At 52.9% G+C, this 23,342-nt stretch carries 31 protein-coding genes and 1 pseudogene; 3 read left to right on the forward strand and 29 right to left on the reverse strand.

What is annotated here, in order from left to right; translation table 11 throughout:
• Positions 1 to 533 precede the first annotated feature (533 nt).
• From F9C28_RS17370 to F9C28_RS17500, 27 genes and pseudogenes are all read right to left on the reverse strand, one after another.
• Positions 534 to 1,034, reverse strand: a complete 501-nt coding sequence (locus F9C28_RS17370; RefSeq protein WP_199016552.1) for a tail fiber assembly protein — start codon at positions 1,032 to 1,034, stop codon at positions 534 to 536.
• Positions 1,035 to 1,047: 13 nt separating this feature from the next.
• Positions 1,048 to 2,196: a hypothetical protein gene (locus F9C28_RS17375; protein WP_199016553.1), complete on the reverse strand. Its 1,149-nt coding sequence runs from the start codon at positions 2,194 to 2,196 to the stop codon at positions 1,048 to 1,050.
• 1 nt (position 2,197) lies between these two features.
• The gene (locus F9C28_RS17380; RefSeq protein WP_199016554.1) at positions 2,198 to 2,776 is read right to left on the reverse strand and encodes a DUF2612 domain-containing protein; all 579 of its coding nucleotides are present in this window, start codon (positions 2,774 to 2,776) and stop codon (positions 2,198 to 2,200) included.
• Position 2,777: 1 nt separating this feature from the next.
• Positions 2,778 to 3,980, reverse strand: coding sequence for a baseplate J/gp47 family protein (locus tag F9C28_RS17385; protein WP_199016555.1), 1,203 nt, complete (start codon positions 3,978 to 3,980; stop codon positions 2,778 to 2,780).
• Entirely contained in the window at positions 3,980 to 4,333 is a 354-nt protein-coding gene (locus F9C28_RS17390; protein WP_199016556.1) for a thioredoxin domain-containing protein, read from the reverse strand. Before F9C28_RS17390 ends, F9C28_RS17385 begins: the two co-directional genes overlap by 1 nt.
• Positions 4,330 to 4,986, reverse strand: coding sequence for a Gp138 family membrane-puncturing spike protein (locus F9C28_RS17395; protein ID WP_199016557.1), 657 nt, complete (start codon positions 4,984 to 4,986; stop codon positions 4,330 to 4,332). Before F9C28_RS17395 ends, F9C28_RS17390 begins: the two co-directional genes overlap by 4 nt.
• A gap of 60 nt (positions 4,987 to 5,046) precedes the next feature.
• Positions 5,047 to 5,250, reverse strand: a complete 204-nt coding sequence (locus F9C28_RS20505; RefSeq protein ID WP_408641534.1) for a type II toxin-antitoxin system YafO family toxin — start codon at positions 5,248 to 5,250, stop codon at positions 5,047 to 5,049.
• 206 nt (positions 5,251 to 5,456) lie between these two features.
• A complete protein-coding gene (locus F9C28_RS17405) occupies positions 5,457 to 6,038 on the reverse strand; it encodes a hypothetical protein (protein ID WP_199016559.1) in 582 nt (193 codons plus the stop codon).
• A 69-nt stretch (positions 6,039 to 6,107) separates the two neighbouring features.
• Positions 6,108 to 6,458, reverse strand: a complete 351-nt coding sequence (locus F9C28_RS17410) for a hypothetical protein (protein WP_199016560.1) — start codon at positions 6,456 to 6,458, stop codon at positions 6,108 to 6,110.
• Positions 6,455 to 7,528, reverse strand: a pseudogene (locus F9C28_RS17415) (hypothetical protein). Before F9C28_RS17415 ends, F9C28_RS17410 begins: the two are co-directional and overlap by 4 nt.
• A gap of 2 nt (positions 7,529 to 7,530) precedes the next feature.
• Positions 7,531 to 7,833 (reverse strand): phage baseplate plug family protein, encoded by a 303-nt coding sequence (locus F9C28_RS17420; protein WP_199016561.1) that lies wholly within the window; start codon positions 7,831 to 7,833, stop codon positions 7,531 to 7,533.
• A 2-nt stretch (positions 7,834 to 7,835) separates the two neighbouring features.
• Entirely contained in the window at positions 7,836 to 8,426 is a 591-nt protein-coding gene (locus tag F9C28_RS17425) for a phage baseplate protein (RefSeq protein WP_199016562.1), read from the reverse strand.
• Positions 8,426 to 10,402, reverse strand: coding sequence for a lytic transglycosylase (locus F9C28_RS17430; protein WP_199016563.1), 1,977 nt, complete (start codon positions 10,400 to 10,402; stop codon positions 8,426 to 8,428). Before F9C28_RS17430 ends, F9C28_RS17425 begins: the two co-directional genes overlap by 1 nt.
• On the reverse strand, positions 10,392 to 10,544 hold the full coding sequence (locus F9C28_RS17435) for a DUF6889 family protein (RefSeq protein WP_199016564.1): 153 nt from the start codon (positions 10,542 to 10,544) through the stop codon (positions 10,392 to 10,394). Before F9C28_RS17435 ends, F9C28_RS17430 begins: the two co-directional genes overlap by 11 nt.
• Before the next feature lie 35 nt (positions 10,545 to 10,579).
• Positions 10,580 to 11,005: a phage tail assembly chaperone gene (locus F9C28_RS17440; RefSeq protein ID WP_199016565.1), complete on the reverse strand. Its 426-nt coding sequence runs from the start codon at positions 11,003 to 11,005 to the stop codon at positions 10,580 to 10,582.
• Positions 11,006 to 11,008: 3 nt separating this feature from the next.
• Complete coding sequence (locus tag F9C28_RS17445; RefSeq protein WP_199016566.1) at positions 11,009 to 11,449, reverse strand: DUF3277 family protein; 441 nt, start codon at positions 11,447 to 11,449, stop codon at positions 11,009 to 11,011.
• A 10-nt stretch (positions 11,450 to 11,459) separates the two neighbouring features.
• Positions 11,460 to 12,605 carry a DUF3383 family protein gene (locus F9C28_RS17450; RefSeq protein ID WP_199016567.1) on the reverse strand — a complete coding sequence of 382 codons (1,146 nt, stop codon included), beginning with the start codon at positions 12,603 to 12,605 and terminating at the stop codon, positions 11,460 to 11,462.
• Positions 12,606 to 12,608: 3 nt separating this feature from the next.
• Positions 12,609 to 13,151, reverse strand: a complete 543-nt coding sequence (locus F9C28_RS17455) for a phage neck terminator protein (protein WP_408641532.1) — start codon at positions 13,149 to 13,151, stop codon at positions 12,609 to 12,611.
• A 79-nt stretch (positions 13,152 to 13,230) separates the two neighbouring features.
• Positions 13,231 to 13,560 (reverse strand): Rz1-like lysis system protein LysC, encoded by a 330-nt coding sequence (gene lysC / locus F9C28_RS20215; protein ID WP_456299971.1) that lies wholly within the window; start codon positions 13,558 to 13,560, stop codon positions 13,231 to 13,233.
• 207 nt (positions 13,561 to 13,767) lie between these two features.
• Positions 13,768 to 14,268 carry a lysozyme gene (locus F9C28_RS17465; RefSeq protein ID WP_199016569.1) on the reverse strand — a complete coding sequence of 167 codons (501 nt, stop codon included), beginning with the start codon at positions 14,266 to 14,268 and terminating at the stop codon, positions 13,768 to 13,770.
• The gene (locus tag F9C28_RS17470; protein WP_408641533.1) at positions 14,265 to 14,507 is read right to left on the reverse strand and encodes a class II holin family protein; all 243 of its coding nucleotides are present in this window, start codon (positions 14,505 to 14,507) and stop codon (positions 14,265 to 14,267) included. The genes F9C28_RS17465 and F9C28_RS17470 overlap by 4 nt, the downstream gene beginning before the upstream one ends.
• Positions 14,508 to 14,787: 280 nt before the next feature.
• Positions 14,788 to 15,366: a DUF1133 family protein gene (locus F9C28_RS17475; RefSeq protein ID WP_199016571.1), complete on the reverse strand. Its 579-nt coding sequence runs from the start codon at positions 15,364 to 15,366 to the stop codon at positions 14,788 to 14,790.
• A 196-nt stretch (positions 15,367 to 15,562) separates the two neighbouring features.
• Positions 15,563 to 15,760 carry a hypothetical protein gene (locus F9C28_RS17480; RefSeq protein ID WP_199016572.1) on the reverse strand — a complete coding sequence of 66 codons (198 nt, stop codon included), beginning with the start codon at positions 15,758 to 15,760 and terminating at the stop codon, positions 15,563 to 15,565.
• 182 nt (positions 15,761 to 15,942) lie between these two features.
• Positions 15,943 to 16,620: a hypothetical protein gene (locus F9C28_RS17485; protein ID WP_199016573.1), complete on the reverse strand. Its 678-nt coding sequence runs from the start codon at positions 16,618 to 16,620 to the stop codon at positions 15,943 to 15,945.
• A 39-nt stretch (positions 16,621 to 16,659) separates the two neighbouring features.
• Positions 16,660 to 18,048, reverse strand: coding sequence for a replicative DNA helicase (locus tag F9C28_RS17490; protein ID WP_199016574.1), 1,389 nt, complete (start codon positions 18,046 to 18,048; stop codon positions 16,660 to 16,662).
• The gene (locus tag F9C28_RS17495; protein WP_199016575.1) at positions 18,045 to 19,025 is read right to left on the reverse strand and encodes a helix-turn-helix domain-containing protein; all 981 of its coding nucleotides are present in this window, start codon (positions 19,023 to 19,025) and stop codon (positions 18,045 to 18,047) included. The genes F9C28_RS17490 and F9C28_RS17495 overlap by 4 nt, the downstream gene beginning before the upstream one ends.
• 2 nt (positions 19,026 to 19,027) lie before the next feature.
• Positions 19,028 to 19,243: a hypothetical protein gene (locus F9C28_RS17500; RefSeq protein ID WP_199016576.1), complete on the reverse strand. Its 216-nt coding sequence runs from the start codon at positions 19,241 to 19,243 to the stop codon at positions 19,028 to 19,030.
• 241 nt (positions 19,244 to 19,484) lie between these two features.
• Between F9C28_RS17500 and F9C28_RS17505 the strand changes: the two genes are divergently transcribed.
• Together F9C28_RS17505 and F9C28_RS17510 are read left to right on the forward strand one after the other, a co-directional pair.
• Positions 19,485 to 19,940: a helix-turn-helix domain-containing protein gene (locus F9C28_RS17505; protein ID WP_199016577.1), complete on the forward strand. Its 456-nt coding sequence runs from the start codon at positions 19,485 to 19,487 to the stop codon at positions 19,938 to 19,940.
• Positions 19,941 to 20,770: 830 nt separating this feature from the next.
• Complete coding sequence (locus tag F9C28_RS17510) at positions 20,771 to 21,697, forward strand: N-acetylmuramoyl-L-alanine amidase (protein ID WP_199016578.1); 927 nt, start codon at positions 20,771 to 20,773, stop codon at positions 21,695 to 21,697.
• A gap of 168 nt (positions 21,698 to 21,865) precedes the next feature.
• On the opposite strand, the gene F9C28_RS17515 is transcribed toward F9C28_RS17510, so the two are convergent.
• A complete protein-coding gene (locus F9C28_RS17515) occupies positions 21,866 to 22,429 on the reverse strand; it encodes an RNA polymerase sigma factor (protein ID WP_199016579.1) in 564 nt (187 codons plus the stop codon).
• Positions 22,430 to 22,434: 5 nt separating this feature from the next.
• Positions 22,435 to 22,890, reverse strand: coding sequence for a hypothetical protein (locus F9C28_RS17520; protein WP_199016580.1), 456 nt, complete (start codon positions 22,888 to 22,890; stop codon positions 22,435 to 22,437).
• Positions 22,891 to 23,165: 275 nt separating this feature from the next.
• Between F9C28_RS17520 and F9C28_RS20510 the strand changes: the two genes are divergently transcribed.
• The gene (locus tag F9C28_RS20510; RefSeq protein ID WP_199016582.1) at positions 23,166 to 23,294 is read left to right on the forward strand and encodes a hypothetical protein; all 129 of its coding nucleotides are present in this window, start codon (positions 23,166 to 23,168) and stop codon (positions 23,292 to 23,294) included.
• The last annotated feature ends 48 nt before the right edge of the window (positions 23,295 to 23,342 follow it).

Consider the following 23,342-nt stretch of genomic DNA (forward strand, 5'->3'; position numbering starts at 1 on the left):
TGAACTTTTGCTTTGTCACAGGATGTCGCTACAGGGTCAGGAGTGTGGTGATCTGATCCTAATTTCGGCTAAAAGTTCGATTTATTCAACAAAGCCCCTGAACAGGTATGAATACTGCTCCTTCGCCTTCATTCCCGCTATTTTTTCCAGCATTTACACCGCCTGTCCCAGTTCCGCCGCTACCGCCTTTCCCTTCAGGGGGGGATCCCCCCGGTTCATCCCGCCGGTGATGTTGATGTGGATCTCACCACCAGGTCCGATTGAAGTAACTGGCCCATGACCTGGGCTATAATGCCAGTTACCGCCTGAAGCTGAACCGCCGTGACCTGAAGAACTGCTGGAATTTCCAGTGGTATTTCCACTAGGTTTACCACCACTGTGTCCGAGACCGGTATTTCCCGGTCCTTTTCCATCTCCGCCACTCATAAACGTTATTCCTCTGTGACCATACTCCCGGATAAACCAGGGTGACCGTGATCTGGCTTTCCCTGATTCACCGGTAATGTTCATTATCGGGTTATCACTAACCGGTCTTACCGGTTAGCCGGTGCTTCCGGCCATATCACCGCCTGCGGATAGTTATCCTGCTCCGCCACCCGGGACACCTTCACCCGGTATTCCCGCCAGGCGAGCATCTCCGCGTTCAGGTTTTCCAGCGCATCGTGGGTATCCACACCGGCCATATTCAGGTCGAGCGCATCCTGCAGGGTCGCCTGCCGGTCTGATAACTCACTCAGTACTGCCGAAGCCTGTTTAATACGCCGGCTGATTTCATTCTCCACCTGCCCTGCAGTGGGGACAGGCGGCGGCGCCACCTCACCGTATTTACCGGCTTTTGCATCCGCAAATATCTGCCTGCCGTGGAGCTCAGGATCATCCGGCGACGCGGTAAAAGGAATGTATTCATTTCTGTCAGCGCCCCAGGCAAACATAACCTCAAGCGTTATTCTGGTGTAACTGCTGTCAGTCCAGTACGGATTTCTGGCTTCAGTAACATCAAAATAACTGACTTCATTAGTTTCTGGTAAATTCATACTCATCCCTCCGTTAGCTGATACGTACATACAGTGTGACTTCATCACCATCGTAGCCTTTATTAGCATTTGCCGTGCCAAGCGCTCTCCAGGCGCCGTCACTGGGGGCCCAGGCCTGACGCTCCCCTGCAGATGCCCAGCGCAGCTGGCCTCCGGGTATCACATCTCCCGGGTTAATATCGTGCCCGGTCTGGTTATAAAGAAGACCATATGTCCCCACAGCGCCAGCCCCCGCATTAGCAACCCCCAGCAAAGCCCCCCACTGGATACGGCCATCCAGTTGCCCTCCGTCCCTGTACCAGTTAAGACGGGCATCAATTGCCCCCCTGTTCACAGCATTAACGGTCGGGTCATTACTGTTCAGCAGCCAGTCCCGCAGCCAGCCGCCCCATATCGACCCGCTGACATTCCCGTCCGTGGCTAAAATGGCCTCTCCCGCATGGAGGTAGTTATTCGCAAAAAATTGCCCGTCATTTCTGAACTCAAACCAGCCGTCAGCACCGCCATTGGCAACATGGAATGCCATAAAGTGGTTCTGTCCAACACGTTCGCTGTGATAAATATCCGCAAATAAATTACCGTTCCCGATAATCCGGAATCCATTTGTCGAGTTCATACCGTCGACTGTTGCAGAAACACCACGCTTTTCGACAAACCCGGTGCCGTTGACGAACAAATTTCGTAGCGTTAAATCACCGGTCATGGTATCGCCACCGCGCTGCACGGCATTCACAATCCGGGAGTCATTGCCAGCAGCCGCTGTGCCCGCAGTGGTCCCGGTATTTAACGTTGCGACATTACCTAGCCCGAGATTTACCCGTGCCGAATTTTTATTCTGAACATCAGACAGATTTTTATCTACGTTAAGATACCGGCTATCAAGAGTCTTTTCCGAGTAATTAAGCAGCGCTGCCAGCCATGATTTTAACAGTTTATTTAGATCACCATCATCAGTAACATCATCTCCAGTTTCTGTAGTAATAAAATCACCCAGCATTGCAGCTATTACTGATGACTGCCTCCATACTTTATTTAGCTGCTCACTCCTGGCGATACCCGAATGAAAGCCAGAAATCAGCGCATCGAGATTTTCATAATCTTCCTGAGATAAAACATTCGCATTATCATCAACAGCAAACGCCTTAAAGTCATTTTTAGCCATCTTATATAGCCACCCCATTAATTTGATATGTAACACTTACGCCTGATGGTTTTATCGCAAGATATCCCTGCCTGATAATTTCTTTAGTTACCGGAGATATTACATCACCGGAAACAAAAACCGTCATAGTCATATCCTGATTGTCAGAATATGTAACTTTTATGCTCCCTCCAGGATAAATGCTATTAAATAGTGCAGGTAGTTCCTCAGAGGTTCCCTTCCAGTTATTTGCCCCGATTTTAGCCCGCAGCATGGTTCTGTAATCATCATCGCCCACACGGACTATACCCGTGACAGGATCATAGCGGTCCTTCCATGTTCCATAATCAAACCCAAGTTCAGGAATATCTAATGAGAAAAAGTAATTATCTACAGGTGCAGTGATTTCCCTGCTGCGGCCAATCCATTCACCAACCATATCAAGCTGCATGCCTACAGCCTTATCTAAATCAAAACCGTTTACTAAGGCTATAGTGGTCTTTGCTATATCGGAAACCGGGCGAGTTGATAAATCAATATGTTGATTGAAAAGCGGCTTTGACGAATGATAACTGGTTATCAGACTAGTGTATTTGCTCATGTCATTGCGTCACCGTTAGTTTTATAGTGCCAGCATCACAGAATGCGAGCTCATCATAAGAAATGTTAACATTACTTACTGACGGTGTATTACCAGCAACTCCAATCCTGAGTGACAATATATCATAATACTGGCTATCACTATTATCTTCCCCCGCAGTCAGGTTGGCAGGGGAATACAGCCGACTTAATAACACATCATCACCTATATCTAAATTATTAATATAATCAGATATTGATTTTTTAACTCCATCCCCGACTGGATTAGTATACCCAAAAAATACCTTTAACTCGATTTCGACATATATCTGGATCAGAACTGGCCGGGAGAAATTAATAGTCAGAGGATTTCCGTACGCATCGTTAATTGTCACCGATGTATTACCGAATGTAGATACACCCGGTGTCTTTTTTTTCCGTATTGTTTGAGCTATTTCAGTAAGATCCCCCCCATCAACAATGGCGCAGAGTGAATGTGCCGGTAGCCCATTGCTGTCCACTGACCCGGTGTCATTCTCAAGCAGTTTATGGCGGATCACGCCACTAATGTTGGCAATAGCACCATCCACTGCGTCAAACGGCGTCAGGGAGGCCAGCGCCACACTCTGACTCTGCCTGATCCGCAGCTCAGCATCCGTTTCTTCAGCTACGCCCACAGTAGCTGCCAGATGGTTAGTAACGGTCATCCAGCCCCGTGTTGGCGTGTTGATCTGCGTGACGGAATGTGGCAACGCAACCACCGCGCCAGTGCTGGCACAGGTTGCCGTGGCCACTGCTGTGCCATCGGTGCCAATCACTACCACAATGGGTAAATTCCAGATAACACCGTTGGAATCCCGCACCGTACCATTAATAATGGTGGTGCCTATAGTACCGGCGAGCACAAGGTCAACAGTTGAATTCGTGGCCAGGCGCCGGGTAATGCCGTTAATTTTCACGTTACTGCTAAGCGCATCCCCCAGCGCAGTTGTGGGAGAGAATGACCGGTAGACAGCGACCGCGGTGTTATTGGCATCGTGGATCGCCAGTGCCACCAGCGCAATCATCTGGCCATCTTTACTATCAGGATCAAGATAGGCATCGCTGCCATAAATCTGCTGAAAATACCCGGTTATTGTAGACAGAATGGTCTGGTAATCGGGCGCACTTATCCCCTGAGCGGTTACCGTTGCCGATAAGCCCAAAGTATCCAGGTTTAAGGTCATTACGCCTCCGAGATTATTGTTGTGGTTCCGTAGATGGTGTCGATCGTGGCGGTGAAGGTCACTCGCCGGGTTGAGGTGTTAACTGAACTATCAAAGGCGATAATACTGTTCACACCCGGGGTTTCCAGAATGCGCTGGCGGATTGCAAGTCGGTACTCTTCAGGGCGCTGTTTGCCCAGCACCGATTGTACCCACGGGGTGCCCTCGGTAGTGTCGAGGAACCATTGCCCATACCAGAGCATAAAGCGGGTTTTAATCGCCTGCGCCACCGCCTCTGGTGAGTTAGTCAGCCAGGTATCATCTCCCTGGCCAAAGGTGTAATCACCCTCGTCGTCCTCGCGCCGGTATCTCATTGTGGTTTTCCTGTATTGCTGTCCCCCGACTGCACACCGCCGTGGGTATGGTTGATCTGGCTGATACCGCCAGCAGTCTGATCACCTGTTGAGGTAATCACACCATTGACCTGCAGCTGGCCGTTAATTGTGACCTGCGGGCTGGTAATGGTGACCGCGCCGCCGGGGGCCAGCTCGATAAATGCCGCTCCGCTATCAGTACGTAGCTGCGCCGCCGTGGTGCTGATGCCGCTAATTTTTTGTGCCTGCGACTGGGGGCCTGGGATACAGAACGCATCAGACAGATCGTGCATGCGGCCATCCACCGGCTCCTGTACCCCACCGTTCTGCCACCAGAAATCAATGCAGCGGTCAGCAAAAATAACCAGGCATTCATCACCGGCTTTCACCGGGAACGTTAGGGTACAACCGCCGCCGCGGGGGAATACCACGGGGACATCCACCAGCAGCGGGTAATCGTGAGTCGATGTGTTGCCGTCATTATCGCGGGATACCGCCCGGATCGCTGGCTGAACGACAGCCGTCACCGTATCAGGATCAAACGACTGGATAATGCCGGGCATTGCCACCCGTAGTTGTTCGTAATTGGCCCGTTTTTCAGAGGTGAGCACCTCGGCCAGTGAGCCAGACCGGGTTTTGTCAGATACCGCCATTCATTTTCTCCAGGCAATAAAAAACCCGCTCAATGGCGGGTCTTAGTGAGTTTGTTCTTTTTAGTAGAAAGTCATCTGATTTATCTGCGATTCATTCAAATCATGAAAGTCACTTTCAGCTATACGAATGATATCAGGAAGTAAACCATCAATCCTTTCGTGGGCATCAGGTGTGATAATTGCTATCAGCTGAAATTTCTCATTGAAGTCCCAGTGCCTGACATACACAAGGTAGTTATTACTCGTTCGCTTTACTTGAGGAATTTTTGTACCCTAAAAACCCTCCCCGGGCACGAGGATATGAATTTTCATAATTCCTGACGCTGTAGCTGCCAGATTTCTCTCGAACCCGCCATTTTTACCCAACCGGCCAGACAATGAGATTCCGTTAAGAAAATTCGATAGTTCTCTTGCATAACCTTGAACGGTGGCATTACTGGCTAACGAGGATTGAATGCAAACTTCAGCCATTATCTCCACTCCGACTGTTTAATGTCCAGCAATCGGTTTGAAGATCCAACGGCAGATGTGAACTCTTCCGTGCTTCCTTCAACGCTGCTTTCAACAGTCGGAACAGGTGATATGTATTGCTCTGCAAGCATAGCAATATTCAAATAGGCATTTCTCAAGTTAGAAATAGCTCTGACCGCTTTTTTTCTTCGGTCCTGAACCGAAGATAAATAGGGCTTCCAAGAAGCGGATGTTTCCACGAGGGAAAAGACGTTTTTCAGATTTTCTATCTGATCCGTAAGAAGCTCGGCCCGGGCCTTTAACTCACCAGGAAAGTCATTTGTGAATGACAACCCTAAGCCTTCTGGATCGTCCATTCCTGTGATAATTTCGGCGCACTCAATCAGTTTTCGTTCAACAGAATTGATAGCCACTGACGCCCGGTCGAGAGCAAACTTCACCTCATCAGGGTTCACAGGCATAGCCGTCTCTACCAATTTGCTATTGGCAACTGTTAGGGGCTTAACTATCTGCTGCGCTGCTCGTGAAACAAAACGGATATCCGTAGCTTGCAACACTAACAACTCAAGTCCCGCGACCATTTTTATCAACCTTATTTTCTAAACCGTTTACTTAAGTTTTAATGCCGGATTCAATTCGTAAAGTGTACACTAATCCGCCACCTTCTTACACGGGAACGACCCGATCACCCTTGGAGCGTCCATGCTGGCTTGCAGGAGTTGGACATTAAGCCATGACTTTCCATCACGCTTAATGAACTGGAAACCGTAGTTGTTACCGTCACGAGATGGCATGAGACCCATATCAGTTTTAACATTATCCCAATCCTCCTTACCGGCTAAGAAGCTGATTTTTTGGGATGTAACCTGTTCGCCGTTTATTTGAGTCCACCCATTTTCAGCAGCGTGAAGATGATAACCACCGCATTGTAAATCAGCTGCCGCACCAAAACTGATTGATGTTAATAACGATGCCAGCAAGATCGAATAGTTAACTTTCATGAATAAACCTTTTGCTGTGCCTCTTTCGAATATAGGTCCGCCGCCCCACGCGCTTCACACATCATATCCATGTACCACGCCTGGCCCCGTGTTTCTCCAGTGTACATAATGCCCCGGACAACATATATACCATCTGTGGCAATACTGGCTGGCTGTGCTTTAACGCCATTCGGTGTGATGTTGCCGTTATTGTTCTGGTTGGTGATACGGCCATCCGCCTTGGCAATATCGTTACTGCCTAACTGCATCCGGAATATAGCGCCCTGGTTCAGCTCAATCAGGCCATTCACCCGGATGTTAGGGTTAATCAGCGCCCGGACGTTTACGCCGCTGCCGATAGTCTGCTCTGGCATACCGATCAGGCCCGTTTCGCTGTTCAGTGGAATGGCATCGTGCATGAATTCATCCTGAGCGACCATCTCCCGCTTACCATCCACGAACATCCACGTCGCCCCGCATTGTTCAGCCACATTATCCATCAGGTCACGGGTCATACCGAACAGCACCCGGCCCCGAGGATAAACAGTAGGCGGCATTTGCGGCGTTTTGCCCTCCGTGACACCGTTGGCGTTGAAGTCCTTCATCAGCAAGGCGTTCATGTCGGCAGCCATGTAACCCGCAGCCAGAGTATGCGATGTCATGGTGGTGATAAATGCCTTATCCGAATCGGCCGCCTAAATCAGAACGTAGCTGTCGATAGGGCTATTTTTATCTTTGCTGGTCAAAGTGTAACGAATTTCCCCGTCGAATATCGACCCATAGTTTCGTCCGTCGGTCTGACCAGCCTCATCAGGATTAACCTGACGGGCCACGCCCACCTGACTGGCACTGACATCAGCGGCGAGGCCGTCATACCCCACAATAATCCGGATACGGGTAAACTCTGCACCCATTATTTTATTAATCGTGGGCGCAGACAGGTTATAAATTTTGAACGTCCCGATCCGCGTCTCACTGCTGAGATTAAACCAGTCGATATTGAACGTGGCTTTAAATGAGCCAAAGTCAGTCGCCTTGCCATTTTTATCCACCAGCAATAACTCGAAGTGGCGCATCCAGTTTTGTGACATATTTACTCCGTTACCGCGTAAAGGTGGCTGCCAGTGCCAAGGTCAGTTTCGGTAGGGTTTTCGTTGGCCGGATCATCACAGCTGACATACAGGGAGAACCCCATATTGAGGTGCCGGTACTGCGCCAGCAGGTCAGCGCCGGTAATCAGCGGTATACCCATGACCAGCGGCGAGCCATCAACACTCATGATATCCAGGCACCAGAACATCGCCCGCCAGGTGATCGACATCCGGAGGCTGTTTCCGGTCAGAGTTATAGTGAACTGCTGGTTCGCTGCGCTGAGGGGAATTTCTTGTGTTTCCATCGTTATTTACCAAGGCTAAGGGATGATTTAACTCCTTGCCAGGCCGAAGAATACATCGAGCTATTTTGCGGCACCGGCGTTTTAACACCTGAGTTCTGTACGGCCGACGTCGTAACCCCCAACGCCATATCCTTTTTATCCGCCACCTGTTTTGTGGTTGTGCTGGTAATAATCACTTCCCGCAGCGTCAAAACAGCTGATAGCACATTCTCGGTGGTGCGGTCGGTGGTGACTTCCAGCCCTTTGAGCAGCATGTTGCTGTACAGGCGCTTACCAGTGATCACGTCGAACGGCACCCGTAATGATTGCAGATCGAGCAATTGCTGGTACGTCTCTCTGGGGCTGAGGCGCAGACTGAGACCAATACTTGATGTGTTGGTAAAGTCCAGCAGAGATCCGCCACCGGAAAAACCAACCTCCATCACCAGCTCTGCCGGTTTTTTATAGGCGTGGTCAGTAATCGCAGCCCCCACCTCTACCGGGTGCTCGGTAATTTCCAGCGTATCGGTGTGCTTTTCCGACACCACCACGCTGGGAACGATGATCCCGATTTTCCGGCTCTGCTGCCGGAACAGTGTAGAAAGAATATCCATCAGCCTCTCCTTACTTGCCTGGTTCGCATTCTGCCCGCGTTATCCCCCACCTGACGGCCAACTTCGCGCCCGATATCCTGAGCATTACCGCCGTAGATGTAGTACGTGTTTTGCTGCTGAAACTGATCGCTTCGCCCTCCAATACCCGACGCAGCACCTCTATTAACAAGATCGCGAGAATAGATATTTCTGCCGTTCTCGTGGTGAATGATGCTGTTCATCAGCGCGGACATTATCTGAGGATTCTGCATGTTCAGTGCGGCCCGTGGGTTTACACCAAGCCCCTGGGATACGGCCTGAATATAAGCGGCGGTACTGTTATTGTCGGATGCGGGTGCCCAGGTGGAGATAATCTTCTCTACGCTGTTAATTCCACGCCCTGCGTATAACATCAGTTGACGAGACAACGCCCGTAACCCGTCAAATGCAGTATCGAATCTGGCAAAGCGACCGCCTGGGCGCTCAAGCGAAGCACCTGACTGCCCGACAAAGTTCAGATTCCCGGGGTTATTATTGCGCTCGCCACGTTTAGTAGCCTGGGCGTGTTGGGTGGTGCTATCACCATTCCACCAGTCGGACACCTTATCCACAATACCCTGGCCAACAGCCACAGCGCCCTGCACTACCGGGCTTTTTACCCATGCGCCCGCCGCATCCTTGAGTGATGACCAGGCACCAGAGAAATCGCCACTAACCACTTTACGCAAAGCATCCACCAGCGAACCAAGCACGCTTATCGAGCTACGTACACTCTCGATAATCTGGTCGAATAGCCATTTCCCGTGAAATTTACTGGTGTCGATATTGATAAAGCCGAGGAACCGTTTCCCCAGATCCACCAGGGCGCTTCCCAGGGATTTCACCTTCTCGTATAGCGTACTGAAATCCTCGCCAAGGCTGGAAAATGCCTTCTGCGCATAATCGATACCGGGCGCCCATTTGTGCCAGTCAATTAATGACTGGCCGCCCTCTTGCCAGGTTTTATAGTCGTCATACAGCGCCAGTAGCGCCGCACCCACCATAACGATGCGGCCAACCGGTGACATCGAAAACGCCATATCCAGCAGCCGCCAGGCAGCCACCAGCAGACCAAGCACCTCAATCACCTGGCGCGTCCCGTTATCCAGCGACGCCCACCCGTCGATAATATCCCCGGTCAGCTGAATCAGCCGGTAGGCCATCCGGCCTAATGTCTCTCCCAGCCACAGGGCCCCATTGACGACCGCCGTTATGGTGCTGTCAATTTTCGGGAAATTATCCATCACCTGGTGGCGCAGCGTATCAAGCGGGCCGGCCAGGCCCTCTGCGAGACTGGCGCCGATTTTATCGCGCACCATGTCGGACATTTCACCGAACGATCGGAATGTGGTCATAAACCGGTTTGCGCTGACAGCCGCCTGGTCGGCATTGAACCCAATGGCCCTGGCCATGGCGGTATATTCCCCGCTGAACTGGCCAATACCGTGGCGCATCGCCTGCAGGGTAGTGTTATCAATGCCTAGCATCTGTGCAGACTGTTCGGCCTGGTGTGGTGGCATCTGGCTAAGCTGCTGGCCAACATCGCTAAAAATGGCCGACATATCGCGCAGCTGGCCGCTGCCGGTTCGCGTCTGTACCCCCATCCGGCTGAGGGACTGCGCCGCATCCGGTGCCGTGCGGATAAACGTTGCCAGGTTTTCCAGCGATCCCCGGGCAGCATCTGCACGCCCTCCCGCCTGGCTTGCGGCAAACCCAATGCGTTTGATGCCTTCGACAGTGGCGCCTGTACGCCGGGAGGCCGAATAGAGCGCATCCAGCTGCCCGGCGATATTGGCCGTGAAGTTCACCACCGCCAGTGCAGAGGACTCTGCCTTCAGCCCCAGATCGGCAACTTTTATCGCAACACCAGCAGCCACAGCCTCAACCCGTCTTGCTCCCGCCTCATCCACCGAAAACCCCAGGGAAACGAGGACGTTTTTGATCGTTTCAGCGTTCACGCGCTTCTCTCCATTTTGCTATCCGGTATGCGTTGTCGTCTTTCAGATCCAGCCAGTCATTCATACGGGCAATATCTGCCAGGTCAACGGTACCGTCTTTCAGTGCGGTATAGGGGATGTACCCGGCATCCACCGGGCGCATCAGATAGCTTTCGCCATCGGGGAGAGAGTCCAGCGTCAGGCTGCTGGCGGGGTGGGCGTCTCGCTGACGGGGAGTTCGTTCAAAAAATTTCCCAGGCTGTCGGCCACCACCCGGGCCACCAGCTGCAACATATCCAGCATGCTGATATCGTCAAACATCAGCACGCCCTGGCTGAATACCGGCGACCAGTTTCTACCGTTCTGCCGGGAGACAACCCCGAGGCACGGGTAAATCACCGCGTTAACGTCATCGTCTGGCAGTGCCGCCACGGTATCGGCAATTTTAGGCAGCACGCTATCCACCATCCCCTGATTATTACCGGCTGACACCTGCGCTTTCAGGGTGCCGAACTCACTCACCAGCCCGGCAAATACCGGCAGCAGCTTGCGGCTCACCTTCAGTTGCTGAAAAACATCCAGCGTTGCGATCCGGTAAGTGATGCCTTTAATTTCACATTCCATTGGTTAAAACTCCCCGAGTAGCTGGTCGATTTTGCCGCAGTCAAATACCCATGACAGGGTGCCACCGGCTTTGCCATTGGCGTTATCTGGCTGTTTCTGGAATGCGCAGCTGCGCGCCGTAATGATATCGCCGCTGGCCTTGTTACGGATGACAATCACGTTGTTGCCCCAGGTGGCCGAGGACTGACTCTGGGCGTTGTACATCAGCGACAGCTTTTTGTTTACCGGGGATGTTTTCATCAACACCACCGTAATGGTGCCGAACTTCCCGGGATTCAGACTGTGCATGACTTCGCCGTCCGCCCCGATGGTCATGGTGTTTTTGACCTCACCCATAGCGATGGTGATGCCCTCTTCGCTGTTTGCTGAGCCGCACCCCAGATCGATACTCCCGGTTGGACCGGTCAGTGATGCCGAGACATCAAGAAAAGAATAACTGGACATGTATTACCCCTTAACGGACTACGTTGATCTGCACATCGGCATAGTGAATGGCGCCGGCCAGCTTAATCGCCGCCAGGATAACCGGTGATTTGCGGGCTTCCCGGTCTGCCTGCGCCTGGTTAGCCACAGCACCGGCATAGACGTAATAACCTTTTGTCAGGGTGTCACCCGGGGAAAGCTGGCCGACCGGGCCACCGTTCCAGATACCCGGCGCTACCAGCCCGTTGGTGACGGCCTGATCGAGGGACGCCTCGACGTTTGCCATCAGGCGGGTCACGCCTGCATCGGTCTGGGGAATTTTGGTGGTGCTGGTGTACAACAGGTTGTACAGGTTGGTCTGCACATCATTCTGTAGCCAGTCCAGGCCGTGGCGTTCGTCGAAGAAGTCCCCGTTGGCCATCACCCCCTGCTGAATAATCGCCGTGTCGTTGGCGTAATAGACATAGACGTTACCGTTGCTGCCGTCGATGGCCGCGGCCTGTGAGGTGGTCAGGGTTTCGTAAGTAATCCCCGGTTCCTGCTTGAACTTCAGCGTGATAGCGGTGTTGCTGCCGTTAAAATTAACGGTAAAGGCCCGGCCAAATGCCGAGACAGCGGCGTATTTGCTGCTGGTGCTGTATTGCCAGAACGTGCGGCCATAGCCCGCGGCCTTCAGCTTATAGCCAATATTGTCGCTGTTGCCCGCTACCAGCACATCGGGATCGGCGGTGGTCACCGCGAGGATGCGGCTCAGGCTGGATGCCTCAATGGCCGCGGCAACAGCGATCAGGTCTTTCTCAACCAGGTCGGCGCTGTCGGCCAGCGCCAGCCCGTACCAGTTGGTGTACTGCATGGCGGCGTTTGCAGCCTCCAGCATGGTTTCCACCGCGCCGGACTCCGCTGTGGCCAGTGTTTTCGCCCAGCGGCCAATAAAGAGCTGCGTCGGTTTTGGCGCCTGGGAAAAGAAGACCGTGGCCGCCTCGTATTCCGGGCTGTCGACACCAAAATCGGTGCCGATATCTTCAAGCGCTGAATACTCACGGATACGTTCAGTAACCGGGATCACCGTCGAGGTGCCCAGAATCAGAAGCGCGCCAAAATTGCGCCCCTGTGCCGCGACCGGTGACATGATGATGTCCACATTCACGACGTTGGAAACAGGTAAACCCTGTGGCATAGATTATTCTCCAAAGAATGTTACTGGCGCTTGCACCAGCGTTTTGACGCCATACTGGCGGATGATTTTGTGCTGCAGGTCGACGCTGGTGTCATAGCGGCGGACCCACAGGCTATTGATTTGTTCGGGGACGTTGAGGATCCCCCCCTGCTGGATAAACGCCAGACCAGCGCGGTTCAGCTCATCGTGGTTCTGGGTCACCAGCATGCCGTCGCGCAACCGCGTAGCGGTCATCAGCCCTGCGGGACCATAAAAACGGACCGTCAGGCTGATGGTTTCCTGTGACCACTGCGCGACGGATTCATCGCCCTGTATATACGCGGGCGGCGAGTCCACCTGAACGCCGGTGACCCCGAAGGTGCACCAGGTCATGTTATCGGGTGGGCTCTCCGGTTGCGGCGCCGTCCAGAGTGGGAACACCAGGCTGGCGTCGATTCCCGTCAGCCCCTGGATCCAGCGGCTGATTGTCCCCTCCAGTCCCTCGCCATAATCCGGGTCACTCCCGGTGGGCGTGAGGTACCCTGCGGCCGTACTGTCATTGCTCAATGTGCCGTGCCTCCTGTTGCGTTGCGTTAATTCACCACCGGCCCTGAACAAAACCGGCGCCGTATTGGTAATGCGATTGTCATTGTCCCGGGCCTGCTCTTGCGGCCTCGGCCTGCCGGATGGCGGATTTATCCCGGTTACACTGGCCGAGGGCGGCTAACAGGCTGACATTCAGCGCCAGGCTATCCCCCCATGTCAGCGGCTGCGGGATAACCGGCCGGGGTGTCTGTGCGGTCAGCTCTGCCGGGAGTGGTAGCACCGGCGCCGGTAGGTATACCGTGCGCGTAATCGTGCAGCCGCTTAACGGCGCCAGCAGGCACAGGACGGGCAGCGCAATCATCCTGCGCAACCGCCCGGTGAATATCAGAAGCAGCCCGGGAGGCATCCCGGGCAATGCGCGCTTTGCCATGTTGATTGGCCTCGCTGATGGCAGTGAAAATGGACGTTAGCCGCAGAACGTGGGCGGTGATGAGTTCTGCGCGACTGGCCTGTTGTTCGGCAGTTTCCGCCCGGGTTTTCTGTGACTGGTACAGACGGTGGTAGTGGTCTGCCGTCCAGCATGCTCCCCCTACCAGCGCCAGCAGACATCCACCGATCAGCACGCGGTAATGGGCGCTCATTGCTCGCCCCATAAACAGACCTGGCGTTCAATCTCACGTCGGGTCATCAGCCCTTTCCACTGCTGGCCACCGGCATAGGTCCAGCGGCGCAACTGATCGCAGGCACCGTTGATATCGCCCTGGTTGATTTTTCGCCGCAGCGTGGAGGTATTGAACTGACCCACGCCGACGTTGTAGACAAATGAATACAGGGCGCCGCGGGTGGTCTCCGGGACAGTAACATTGATAGCGGGGGCCATCTGGCGGGCCACCGTGGCAAGGTCCCGGTTTAGCAGCGCCGTGCATTCAGCGGTGCTGTAGGTTTTGCCGGGCAAAATGTCTGTGCCGGTGTGGCCATAGCAGACTGTCCAGACCCCCGTTACATCCTGATAGGGCTGATACCTGACCCCCTCCAGGCCATCATTACCCGTCGGGCCGGTAATTAACGCAGCGGCAATAGCAGCCGCCCCGCCACCGGCAATAGCGGCCGCCGACACATATTTAATCAGGTTGCTCATGGGTATTTATCCTGAGGTGGAGGCGTGACATAGCCGCGCGCTAACGCGTCCTCATAGGCGCGTGTCTGGCGGCGCTTAAAATAGAAATTGACGACGAAGGTCAGCAAACCAATGATGAACCCGCCGACCACGGCGACGAGGTTCCAGTCGAGTTCGTGCATCCATTTGGCAACACTGCCCCAGCAAATGAGGCTGCCCGATGTGCAGTACCCAACCGCGGAGGCAATTTTGTCTGGCATGTGTGGTTTCATCTCTCACCCCCACGTCACGCGGGGTACGGTTCGTGATGGGATCAGCCCCGGCGGGTTATCTGTGATGGCTGCGCCTGGGAGCGGATATAAAAAAGCCCCGCGCAAGCGAGGCTGTTCTGCCGGGGAGCATCAATAAAGCGAAGGACAGACCACCTAATCATGATCCCGGGAAAATATCAGGCAATAAAAAACCCGCACGGTGGCGGGTTCTGGTAAAAGTATTGCGTTAAGGTCATTTCCAATAACGCTTTGCTAAGCTTATATGAATTCAAGCAGCGCCCGCGCAATCCTGCAAGCGAAATCTTTCAGGTTTTTTATCGAATGCATCGCACATCGGTCTGTAGAGCATCGCCTCGGCCATCTGCAGCCAGACATCGATGCGACTTTCGCAGGTTCGCAGGCTCCACTCGGGGTGTTTTTCCTTTAACTGCCGGGCCATGGCCTTTTTACTCATCCGCCGTTTATAGCGGTCGCAGAGCAGTAAAAAAGCCTGTTGATGCCCGGCCCGGACCAGTGTTTCAGCGATCACCGCATCTATCTGTAGCCCCTCATCGTCCGTGCAGAACGCCAGATTACTTTTGTTTTTACCGCTGAGCAGATCTTCAAAATAGACCCGCAGCTCTTCACGGCTGAGGCCAGCAGAGGCCAGATGCTGCAGTATCTGCTGGATAGCGGTTTTACTCACCGTCTGCGATGCCAGCAACATATTGAACATATTCCCGACAGCGCCGCCGCCAATATGCGACCAGCGCCCCCACATTTTTAGCTTGCCCTGGATCCACACCGATTCGAGCGTCTGCAGGCGGAGTGTCTCATCGAGTTTTCCGGTGGTTGATGGATAGATCATATAACGTCCTCTTCTCTCCAGATATCCTGGCTACGGAAAACGCCCCCCGGCGCACTGGTGCCAGAGGGCATCGCGGTCAATATCAGTTGTTAATGACGCCAAGGCACCCATTGAGAGGCGGTGCTATCCCCTTTAACGCAGCTGTTGTTCAGTATTCCGTGTTCAGGCTCGCCGGTTGTTCAGGCCGGTGCCTGGTTTAGCGCTTAACGCCGTCGGGTTTGTTGATTGAAAAACCAGCTAATTTTGCCATATCAAACAATGCATTAAGCGAAGCGATAAACTCGTCAGTATGAACATCCCTCACACTCACGACTTTACCGTTTCGCACTGATAACACCACGCGACCATCGTCCGGCAGTTTGACAACATTTCCTTCATCATCAGTAAGTTGCATGATTTAAACCTTTGAGTATCCGGGTAATCTAATAACACCATACGCAATACCTGTTTATTTATACAGTAGTTTTACGGAAAGGTCACGGATAAATACATAAAACAAAATGGCCCTTACGGGCCAAGTGATTATTTATCATCGTATTTTCAGGGAATACGCCTCACGCGTAGCCCGCTGGAATCTTATCCTCTGGCGTTCCTTGCAGACCACGGGTAAAAGCGCGGATCGACACTGTTCAGGGTGAAGTAGGTCACCGGCATATCATCGTGGCGTTCGATATCAATAAAAGCAGACTGCTGCATTCCCCACAGCCGTTTACGTATTTGCTCAAGGGTAATAATGACATCCGGATGCTGTTTTTTAACGGCGGCCATGATGCCCTGGTAGCTCAGGGTTTTACCTTGTATTAGCGCCACCAGTTGCTGTGCGGAGAGCTCACCACCGTGCCGCTCCCTGGTTGAGTTTTCGATGGGCCTGATGCTCTCCAGCAACAGGCGGCAATGCCCCCGGGTGCCGACCCGGTGGCCGGTCAGTTTGTCGTAATTCTCTGTAGGTCCTGCGGTCCAGACAGTGGCGGTTTCGCGGATCTGCACCCTTTTTTCACCGCCAGCATAGATAACGGTGCCGGTATGGGTTTTCTGCAATTGTCCGGCCGCTGTCAGCGGTACGGCTTGCTGCTTGCGCGCTACAGCCCGGGGCTGAGGGGGCGTAACATCACACACCCGCACCGGTTGCGGGGGCGGTACAAAGCAGGCGCGGCTACGTGCCCGGGCAATGGCGTTCATGCGCCAGATGATCACCGAAGTCCAGTCACAGCCATCGTCGGGTTTTACTGATTTTGCAAAGTATAAATCGGTCATTGGTCTTTCCTCAGTTGAATATACGCTGGTCAGGCGCCGTTAAAATGGTTCAGTGTGGTATTTATTTGCATAGCTACCCCGTGGTTTTCTGGGTTGGCTTGCCGCCACCTGAATACGGGATTTTTCCTTGCCAATATGCTGATCCATTGAGAGAAAATGCCCGTTTTTGAACGCCTGATAGATAACCGCGCCGCTGGCGCTGAACCGGCTTTTGCCAAGGATGATTTCCGCCACGCCAGCGGCGGGGCTTTCCGGGTTGTAAACGGCATCGCGGTACAGAAACAGAATGCTGTCGGCGTCCTGTTCAATCGCGCCGGAGTCACGCAGGTCAGACATGACCGGACGACGCTGATCCGGCGGCCGGGAGTCCACCCCGCGGGATAACTGGCTAAGGGCGAAGATGGGCGTATGCAGGCGCATGGCCATGGTTTTCAGGCTGCGGGACAGGTGAGCAATGGCCAGGTCGTTGCGTTCTGCCCTGGGCTTTTTAATCAGCCCAAGGTAATCCACCATGATCATCGCCAGTTGCGGATAGCGGCGTTTGTGGGCCTCAGCAATGGCCCGGATCTGCTCAATGGTAAGATCAGTGGCATCCACCACCCAGATGTCGCGCTGCTCCAGGGCACCCAGTGCCGCCGTCAGGCATCGCCACTCTTGGTCGCTAAAATCCGCCGGATTACGCAGCCGGGATACCGGCATATTCCCGGCGCCGGCAATGGCGCGTTCGGTGATCTGCTGTGCGGCCATCTCCATAGAAAAAATCAGCGCCCCGCCTCCTTTTGCGGTTACGCCGTCGACAATTTTTAATGCAAATTCTGTTTTCCCCATTCCCGGGCGCCCGGCCACCACCACCAGATCCTGCGGGTTAATACCGCCGGTGACGCAGTCCAGTTCGGTGATGCCGGTATACAGTTTCATGGCCCCGGCTTCGCCGTTAACCCGTGTACGCATAATGTCCATGTAACGCGGCAGTAGTACATTAATGTGCACGGGATGAATGTCCCCGGTGTCCCCGATCATTTCCAGCAAGCAAGCGACGGCATGCTCAATAATGTCGTCACGCTGCTGGGGGTTTTTCGCCTGGCGGATCCCGTCAGCACTCTTCTGAAATAGCGTGGCCAGTTGCCGGCTATGCCAGCCTTTCACTACCCGGGCGGCATAACCCGGCAGGTTTGGTACCGTTGCCGGCAGACGGCAAATGTCGGCCAGGTCCGCCAGATGATCGCCGCCCAGCGCTTCGCAGATCATCATCATGTCAATGATCCCGTCCGCCAGGGCCTGCTTTTTTATTTCCCGGTAGACGGCGCGGTAAAACCCGGTGCTGATCGCCTCTTCGGGCAGCCGGGTTATCACGTCAAACGCGTCCGGCGTGGCGCCGCCATTGAGCAGCCCACTCAGCACGCACATTTCCAGTTCCTGAGGGCTCATAACGCGCCTTCCCTGGTTTTCCTCAGCGTTTCAGGTTTCATCAGATAATCGAAGCTGGCCCGCCAGCCGCCGGTACCAAAGTAAAAATCAGGGGCTTCAGTGCGAAATTTTTCGAAATAGCCGAGGAATGCCCCGGTGGTTTTATTTTTCATGTGGGCCGCCAGGCGAGCAATCATCTGCCGGCGATCACTGTCCAGTTCGGCGGCCGGGAGTGCGCCAGTAAAGATGTCGTTGTAGGCGCTTATCACCGCGTGTGGATCGATATCCGATGCGGTGGTTGCCCAGGCTTCGGCATCTGCCAGGTAGCCATCAAACCGGTTTATCCGGCAAATGCTGGCCGGTTTCGGTATTCTGCCAGCGCGACACCGCCAGGTTGCCAGCACCCAGCGGATCACCAGTTGCAGGTCAGCCAGTGAGTAACCTTCCCGGGTGGTTGTCGGGGTGAGCATCAGTACGAAAGGTTTCAGGTCCCGGCAGCGGCTTTGTGATGCCGCGTTGTAAAACGTCATGGCCTGTTGGGCATCAGACATTATTTTTTCGTCACCGCCTCCCCCCTGGGGGGCTGGGGGATCGTTAGGATCAATGACGGGTTCAAAAGAGTGACAGGTTCTGGTGCCATGTGGCGGCACAGGGGGGGTGGCTTGTGGTGCCATACCTATGCTGGCTGGCGGCACAGGGGCTATGTTTTTATCCGGCATAGGGTTATCGAGTTTCATATAATAAATATTCGATGCATTACCCTTGCCGTTTTTTATTCCGGGGCGGTTTTCCTTCACCAAAATCCCCAGCGCAATCAGCGCATCGATATGGGCCCTCACTGCACTCTTACTGCACTCACAATGATCGGCAATGTTTTGGTAAGACGGCCAGCATTCACCGCGATCATTGGCATTGTCAGCCAGCTTAATCAGCACCAGTTTACGAATCGGATTGCCCGTTTTAATGGCCATGGCTTTGGCCATCAGCATCATACTCATGGTCAGATCCCCAGTGTGTCAGCAATGTTACGGCAGGCAGACTGATATGCATCAGGGGAGAGCGACTGTTTCAGTAAGTCGGCTTTGCACTGCTCGTAGTACGACCAGGGTCTGGAAATCATGCGCTGGTCAAAAATAGCCTCAATGTCTGAGGTATCGGCGGGGCTTTCGTTCAGGCGACAGCCGTTTCGCCCGGAGATAGCTGTAGTGGTCTGCACGGGTCTTTCCTCACAATTCTTAGCGCTGGTCAGGCGCCATGGGGCCGCAATCTGCGGCATTTGCGCTATCACCGGTGAGGCCGTTGCCCACCTGCGGGCTGGCGACAGCGTCCGGGTAATTTTTAAGATCCATCACCTTCTCTTTGATGCCGGCGATATACAAATATTAGTATTGCGAATACAACGGTGTCAACAGTTACACGATTGGGCGTAAATTACTTTTGCGAATAATATGGGCACCATGAGAAAGAAGACGCTTGATGCAGCTGAGGCCGACGCGGCCCAAAGACTGCGCAACATATGGAACGAAAAGAAAATTACGTTACGCCTTACCCAGGATAAGGCGGCGGATGCGCTCGGCTTCAGTACACAAGCGACGGTCAGCCAGTACCTGAACGGCAATATTCCGCTCAATACCGAAGCAACGTTAAAATTCGCGGCGCTGCTCGGCGTAAAGCCGGAAGACATTCGCCCCGATCTCGCTGAACTGATGAATTACGTGCGCCAGACCGGCACCCATGTACAAGATTACTCCGCCGCTGGCTGGCGTCTTCTCAAACCTGAAGAGGCCGAGTTAGTCACGCTTTATGAACGGCTTCCCGCCAGTGAAAAAGAAAGACATCTTTCTGAATTAAAAGAAAAAACACTCGAATTTGATCGTCTTTTTGAAGAACTGCTGGCCGCCAGAAAGCAATAATCCCCCGGCCACAAGACAGATCCCGGCCCCGGGATTTTTAATGCACTTAATCAATAAATCACCCACAACATTCGCATCACGATTATTTCTTTGTTGCGCTTTTTGATTCGCAATACTAATATTCATATTATCAGCGACGCACAGATCACGCGGCAGCTGTTCAGTTATGTTCTGACGGTCCGGAAAGACGGACACCGGCGAGTGAGCGCAGAGATGTTGAAGCAAGCCTCGCGCCTGCCAGTATAAAAAAGCCCACGGAAGTGGGCTCATTACCCGCAGGGCGACCAAACCATCCCGCTGTGCCATCGGGCCAGCAACCGTTTGTCAGCCCGGGCCAGGATAACGGTACCGGCACGGGATCGCGGCAGAAAAAATGCCGGACACAAACCTGCCCCCTTGCGGACCGCAGGCTGACGATAAGATATAGAAAATATTATAAACCCGATTCAATATGCACTTAATTTAACATCACTTATCGCTTTATAAGCGCTAAAAATCAATATTCTGAATGGCAACTACGCTCGCTACCCTACTATTCCTTCCCCACGATGAACGCGCTATTCCTTTACGACGCCATCAGCAATAACACCGTATCAGGAGGGTATATCTAAAACATATTTTTAATATTGCTTTATTTATTCCGGACTTGCGGATAGCAAACAAAATCGGGGGGAAAATATCGGCAAACTGGTTAAACGCCTGCACAACACGCAGTGAATTGTTCTTTTTTTAACCTCACCTTTTGGCAAACTGGCTTATCCACATTAATCGTCATCTGGCGGTGAATTGGCAACTATATCACGTTATAACCTTATAAAAGGAGCAAGAATATGAAAGGTGTGTTACCGCTTTTAACGGCGATATCTATTGTCTCTGGTTGTTCAAATCAGCCATCTGTCACTGGTGCTAATGGTGAAAAATACCTTATTGACAATAAAACCTATCGCTCACCAAATTTCTCATCAAGACCCCGTTCGCTGGTTATTCATTATACGGTGGAGAACTTTGCTACAGCAATCAACGATCGCTTCTTAACATCAGGAGTGGTTGCCGTCCATTACCTGATTCCCGACCCGACTGAAGCCTCTTATAAAGAACAAGGATTCACATCATTACGAATATTTAATCTGGTAGATGAGGACCAGGGCGCATGGCATGCGGGTGCCAGCGCGTGGGAAAATCGGGTGAAACTCAATGATAGCTCAATAGCCGTTGATCTGGTCAATTTGGCTTCGGAGAATAACGGCACATTTACGTTCCCACCGTTCAATGATGAACAAATAGAGGCCACTATTGCGCTGTGTAAAGATATTCTGAAACGCTATCCTGACATTCAGCCAACGCAGGTTGTCGGCCATGGCGATATTTCTCTGGACCGTAAATCTGATCCCGGCGCCGCCTTTCCATGGAAAAAGTTATATGACAATGGCGTAGGTGCATGGTTTGATGAATCCACTAAAGAAAAATATGTTTCCCTGTTTAGGGAAAATGGTATCCCTTCCAACGATGATATCGTGAAAAAGCTGTCTGCTTACGGTTACGGCATTGAAATATTACCGGGCGGCGGCTATGCATTTAAACAGTTCATTACGACCGGTAGTGGGGAGAATATAAAAAGCGACCCTGCAGCATTAAGCAAGACAATCAGAGTATTCCAGCTACATTTTAGACAGCAAAAATATGATGGTGTCATTGATATTGAAACCGCTGCTATTTTATATGCGCTGGTAGAAAAATACTTCCCCGGTAAATTGTGATTGGATTAAAGGATTGTTGATAGTAACAATCCTTTCTTATTGATAGCGTGTCATGCTTTAGATCATTATGAATAAACCAAAGCGCCCCGCCTTTGTTATCTGGATCAACGGCAAACCCCATGGCGGATGAGCAACGTACAATATATCCTGCTCTCTGGCGTGGCGTATTTACGCCCCCGTGATCTCATCATAAAGCGTATGCAGGCGAGCCCGCAGAGAGAGCACAGCCTTGTGTTTACGCGACAGCAGCGCCTGGACACTAACGCCGGTCTCCTCCGCCAGCGCTTTAAAGCTGTAGCCTTCCAGCTCAGTTTTCTCAAACACGTGGCGTTGGGCTACGGGCAATTCCGATAGCGCCTTATCCAGCTCTGCCCATATCAGTTCGCTGAGACAGGCCTCTTCCGGTGACTGTGAAACACCAAATAGCGTCTCTTCCAGCTCGTCTTCCACAAACTCCCCATCGTCGTCGCTATCGGCGTAGTAGCCCGACAGCGGGAGTTCACGTTTTTTCCGCGATCGGTCGGTCATCTCATTGCGCGCAGCGCGGAACAACCAGGCTGCGACGTTCTCCACCGGCTGTTCCACTTTTATAAGCTGATAAGTAATTTCCTGCAGGATATCGTCCGCATCATCGCGCACCGCAGTACGGCCGCGAATAAAAGCCGATAACTTAGCTCTGCAGGCGGCCAGCGCCGCGACAAGGGGTGAATATTTCGCCTTTTCAGCGTGCATACTGCTTACTCGGTTCCCGCGGATTTTTGAGCGTTTGTCTCTTCCGGTTGCGGCTCAGCCGTGGGGGCGTCTTCCTGATGCTCATGCTGCCCGTCCCGGGCGTAATGTCCGCCGTGAAGGCGGGCAACGCCGTGCCAGCGGTGTTTATGTCGATGCTGCATAAATTGCTCGCGCTGTTCCGGTGTCATCTGCATCCAGCGCTCATGCATACGCCGGCGGGCGCCAAACATTCCCGGGCGCATGCCCAGACCGCCAAATAAGATACGGCACAAGGCCAGCAACCCCAGCGCTTGCCAGAAACCGATATTCTTAACACCAATCAGCCCGGGAAGCACTGCGTTCCACAAAGACATCACCAGTAGCCCCAGCACCACAATCAGCGCCACACCAATAGCTACCGGCTTCGCGATACGGCGGTGGCCATGCCCCCGGCCGTGTCTACGTGTATCAACATCTTTCATGGCGTTCACTCCTCAATAAATGACTAAAAATAGCGTGTGATGAGGTAGACGAATGAGGCGCGGAAATATTGTCGGGAAAATGATTTTTTTACGAGGATAATTTTCCCTCTGCCGCACTACATTGTTTATCGGGGGGAGTGCATCGGGCTGAATAAAATTGGGGGGATTACCGCGCCGCCGCAGTTTACTGTTGCTGACCGCCGTGATAATAGCGTGCGCGACGATAAGGTCCGGTCAGCTTTATAGGGCTACTGGCGCCTTATCTGGCAAAAATAATGGGGTTGCGGAAGGTGAAAAGCCAGTTTACAGGCTCATTGCTGATCGGTGCGCTGGTCATGCTCATGGCAGACTGGCTAGGGAAGGTGCGAATAAGCAGGTCATTTCTTCCCAAGCTGACTCGCTGATTAAAATTTCGCGGATCTGGGCCGATTTTTTTCCCGCAAACACATCGA

This window comes from Shimwellia pseudoproteus, from assembly GCF_016415625.1.
GTDB classification, from domain to species: domain Bacteria; phylum Pseudomonadota; class Gammaproteobacteria; order Enterobacterales; family Enterobacteriaceae; genus Shimwellia; species Shimwellia pseudoproteus.

What these genes read in the sequence shown, in the direction of transcription:
- F9C28_RS17450 (WP_199016567.1), bottom strand. Translation starts at nt 12,605, where the DNA reads ATGCCACAGGGTTTACCTGTTTCCAACGTCGTGAATGTGGACATCATC.
- F9C28_RS17420 (WP_199016561.1), bottom strand. Translation starts at nt 7,833, where the DNA reads ATGGAAACACAAGAAATTCCCCTCAGCGCAGCGAACCAGCAGTTCACT.
- F9C28_RS17380 (WP_199016554.1), bottom strand. Translation starts at nt 2,776, where the DNA reads ATGAGCAAATACACTAGTCTGATAACCAGTTATCATTCGTCAAAGCCG.
- F9C28_RS17440 (WP_199016565.1), bottom strand. Translation starts at nt 11,005, where the DNA reads ATGGAATGTGAAATTAAAGGCATCACTTACCGGATCGCAACGCTGGAT.
- F9C28_RS17390 (WP_199016556.1), bottom strand. Translation starts at nt 4,333, where the DNA reads ATGAGATACCGGCGCGAGGACGACGAGGGTGATTACACCTTTGGCCAG.
- F9C28_RS17385 (WP_199016555.1), bottom strand. Translation starts at nt 3,980, where the DNA reads ATGACCTTAAACCTGGATACTTTGGGCTTATCGGCAACGGTAACCGCT.
- F9C28_RS17470 (WP_408641533.1), bottom strand. Translation starts at nt 14,507, where the DNA reads ATGCCAGACAAAATTGCCTCCGCGGTTGGGTACTGCACATCGGGCAGC.
- F9C28_RS17465 (WP_199016569.1), bottom strand. Translation starts at nt 14,268, where the DNA reads ATGAGCAACCTGATTAAATATGTGTCGGCGGCCGCTATTGCCGGTGGC.
- F9C28_RS17475 (WP_199016571.1), bottom strand. Translation starts at nt 15,366, where the DNA reads ATGATCTATCCATCAACCACCGGAAAACTCGATGAGACACTCCGCCTG.
- F9C28_RS17490 (WP_199016574.1), bottom strand. Translation starts at nt 18,048, where the DNA reads ATGAGCCCTCAGGAACTGGAAATGTGCGTGCTGAGTGGGCTGCTCAAT.
- lysC (WP_456299971.1), bottom strand. Translation starts at nt 13,560, where the DNA reads ATGGCAAAGCGCGCATTGCCCGGGATGCCTCCCGGGCTGCTTCTGATA.
- F9C28_RS17495 (WP_199016575.1), bottom strand. Translation starts at nt 19,025, where the DNA reads ATGAGTATGATGCTGATGGCCAAAGCCATGGCCATTAAAACGGGCAAT.
- F9C28_RS17520 (WP_199016580.1), bottom strand. Translation starts at nt 22,890, where the DNA reads ATGAAAGATGTTGATACACGTAGACACGGCCGGGGGCATGGCCACCGC.
- F9C28_RS17480 (WP_199016572.1), bottom strand. Translation starts at nt 15,760, where the DNA reads ATGCAACTTACTGATGATGAAGGAAATGTTGTCAAACTGCCGGACGAT.
- F9C28_RS17410 (WP_199016560.1), bottom strand. Translation starts at nt 6,458, where the DNA reads ATGAAAGTTAACTATTCGATCTTGCTGGCATCGTTATTAACATCAATC.
- F9C28_RS17510 (WP_199016578.1), top strand. Translation starts at nt 20,771, where the DNA reads ATGAAAGGTGTGTTACCGCTTTTAACGGCGATATCTATTGTCTCTGGT.
- F9C28_RS17515 (WP_199016579.1), bottom strand. Translation starts at nt 22,429, where the DNA reads ATGCACGCTGAAAAGGCGAAATATTCACCCCTTGTCGCGGCGCTGGCC.
- F9C28_RS17445 (WP_199016566.1), bottom strand. Translation starts at nt 11,449, where the DNA reads ATGTCCAGTTATTCTTTTCTTGATGTCTCGGCATCACTGACCGGTCCA.
- F9C28_RS17485 (WP_199016573.1), bottom strand. Translation starts at nt 16,620, where the DNA reads ATGACCGATTTATACTTTGCAAAATCAGTAAAACCCGACGATGGCTGT.
- F9C28_RS17395 (WP_199016557.1), bottom strand. Translation starts at nt 4,986, where the DNA reads ATGGCGGTATCTGACAAAACCCGGTCTGGCTCACTGGCCGAGGTGCTC.
- F9C28_RS17435 (WP_199016564.1), bottom strand. Translation starts at nt 10,544, where the DNA reads ATGCGCCCGGTGGATGCCGGGTACATCCCCTATACCGCACTGAAAGAC.
- F9C28_RS17370 (WP_199016552.1), bottom strand. Translation starts at nt 1,034, where the DNA reads ATGAATTTACCAGAAACTAATGAAGTCAGTTATTTTGATGTTACTGAA.
- F9C28_RS17425 (WP_199016562.1), bottom strand. Translation starts at nt 8,426, where the DNA reads ATGGATATTCTTTCTACACTGTTCCGGCAGCAGAGCCGGAAAATCGGG.
- F9C28_RS17505 (WP_199016577.1), top strand. Translation starts at nt 19,485, where the DNA reads ATGAGAAAGAAGACGCTTGATGCAGCTGAGGCCGACGCGGCCCAAAGA.
- F9C28_RS20510 (WP_199016582.1), top strand. Translation starts at nt 23,166, where the DNA reads ATGGGGTTGCGGAAGGTGAAAAGCCAGTTTACAGGCTCATTGCTGATC.
- F9C28_RS17405 (WP_199016559.1), bottom strand. Translation starts at nt 6,038, where the DNA reads ATGGTCGCGGGACTTGAGTTGTTAGTGTTGCAAGCTACGGATATCCGT.
- F9C28_RS17375 (WP_199016553.1), bottom strand. Translation starts at nt 2,196, where the DNA reads ATGGCTAAAAATGACTTTAAGGCGTTTGCTGTTGATGATAATGCGAAT.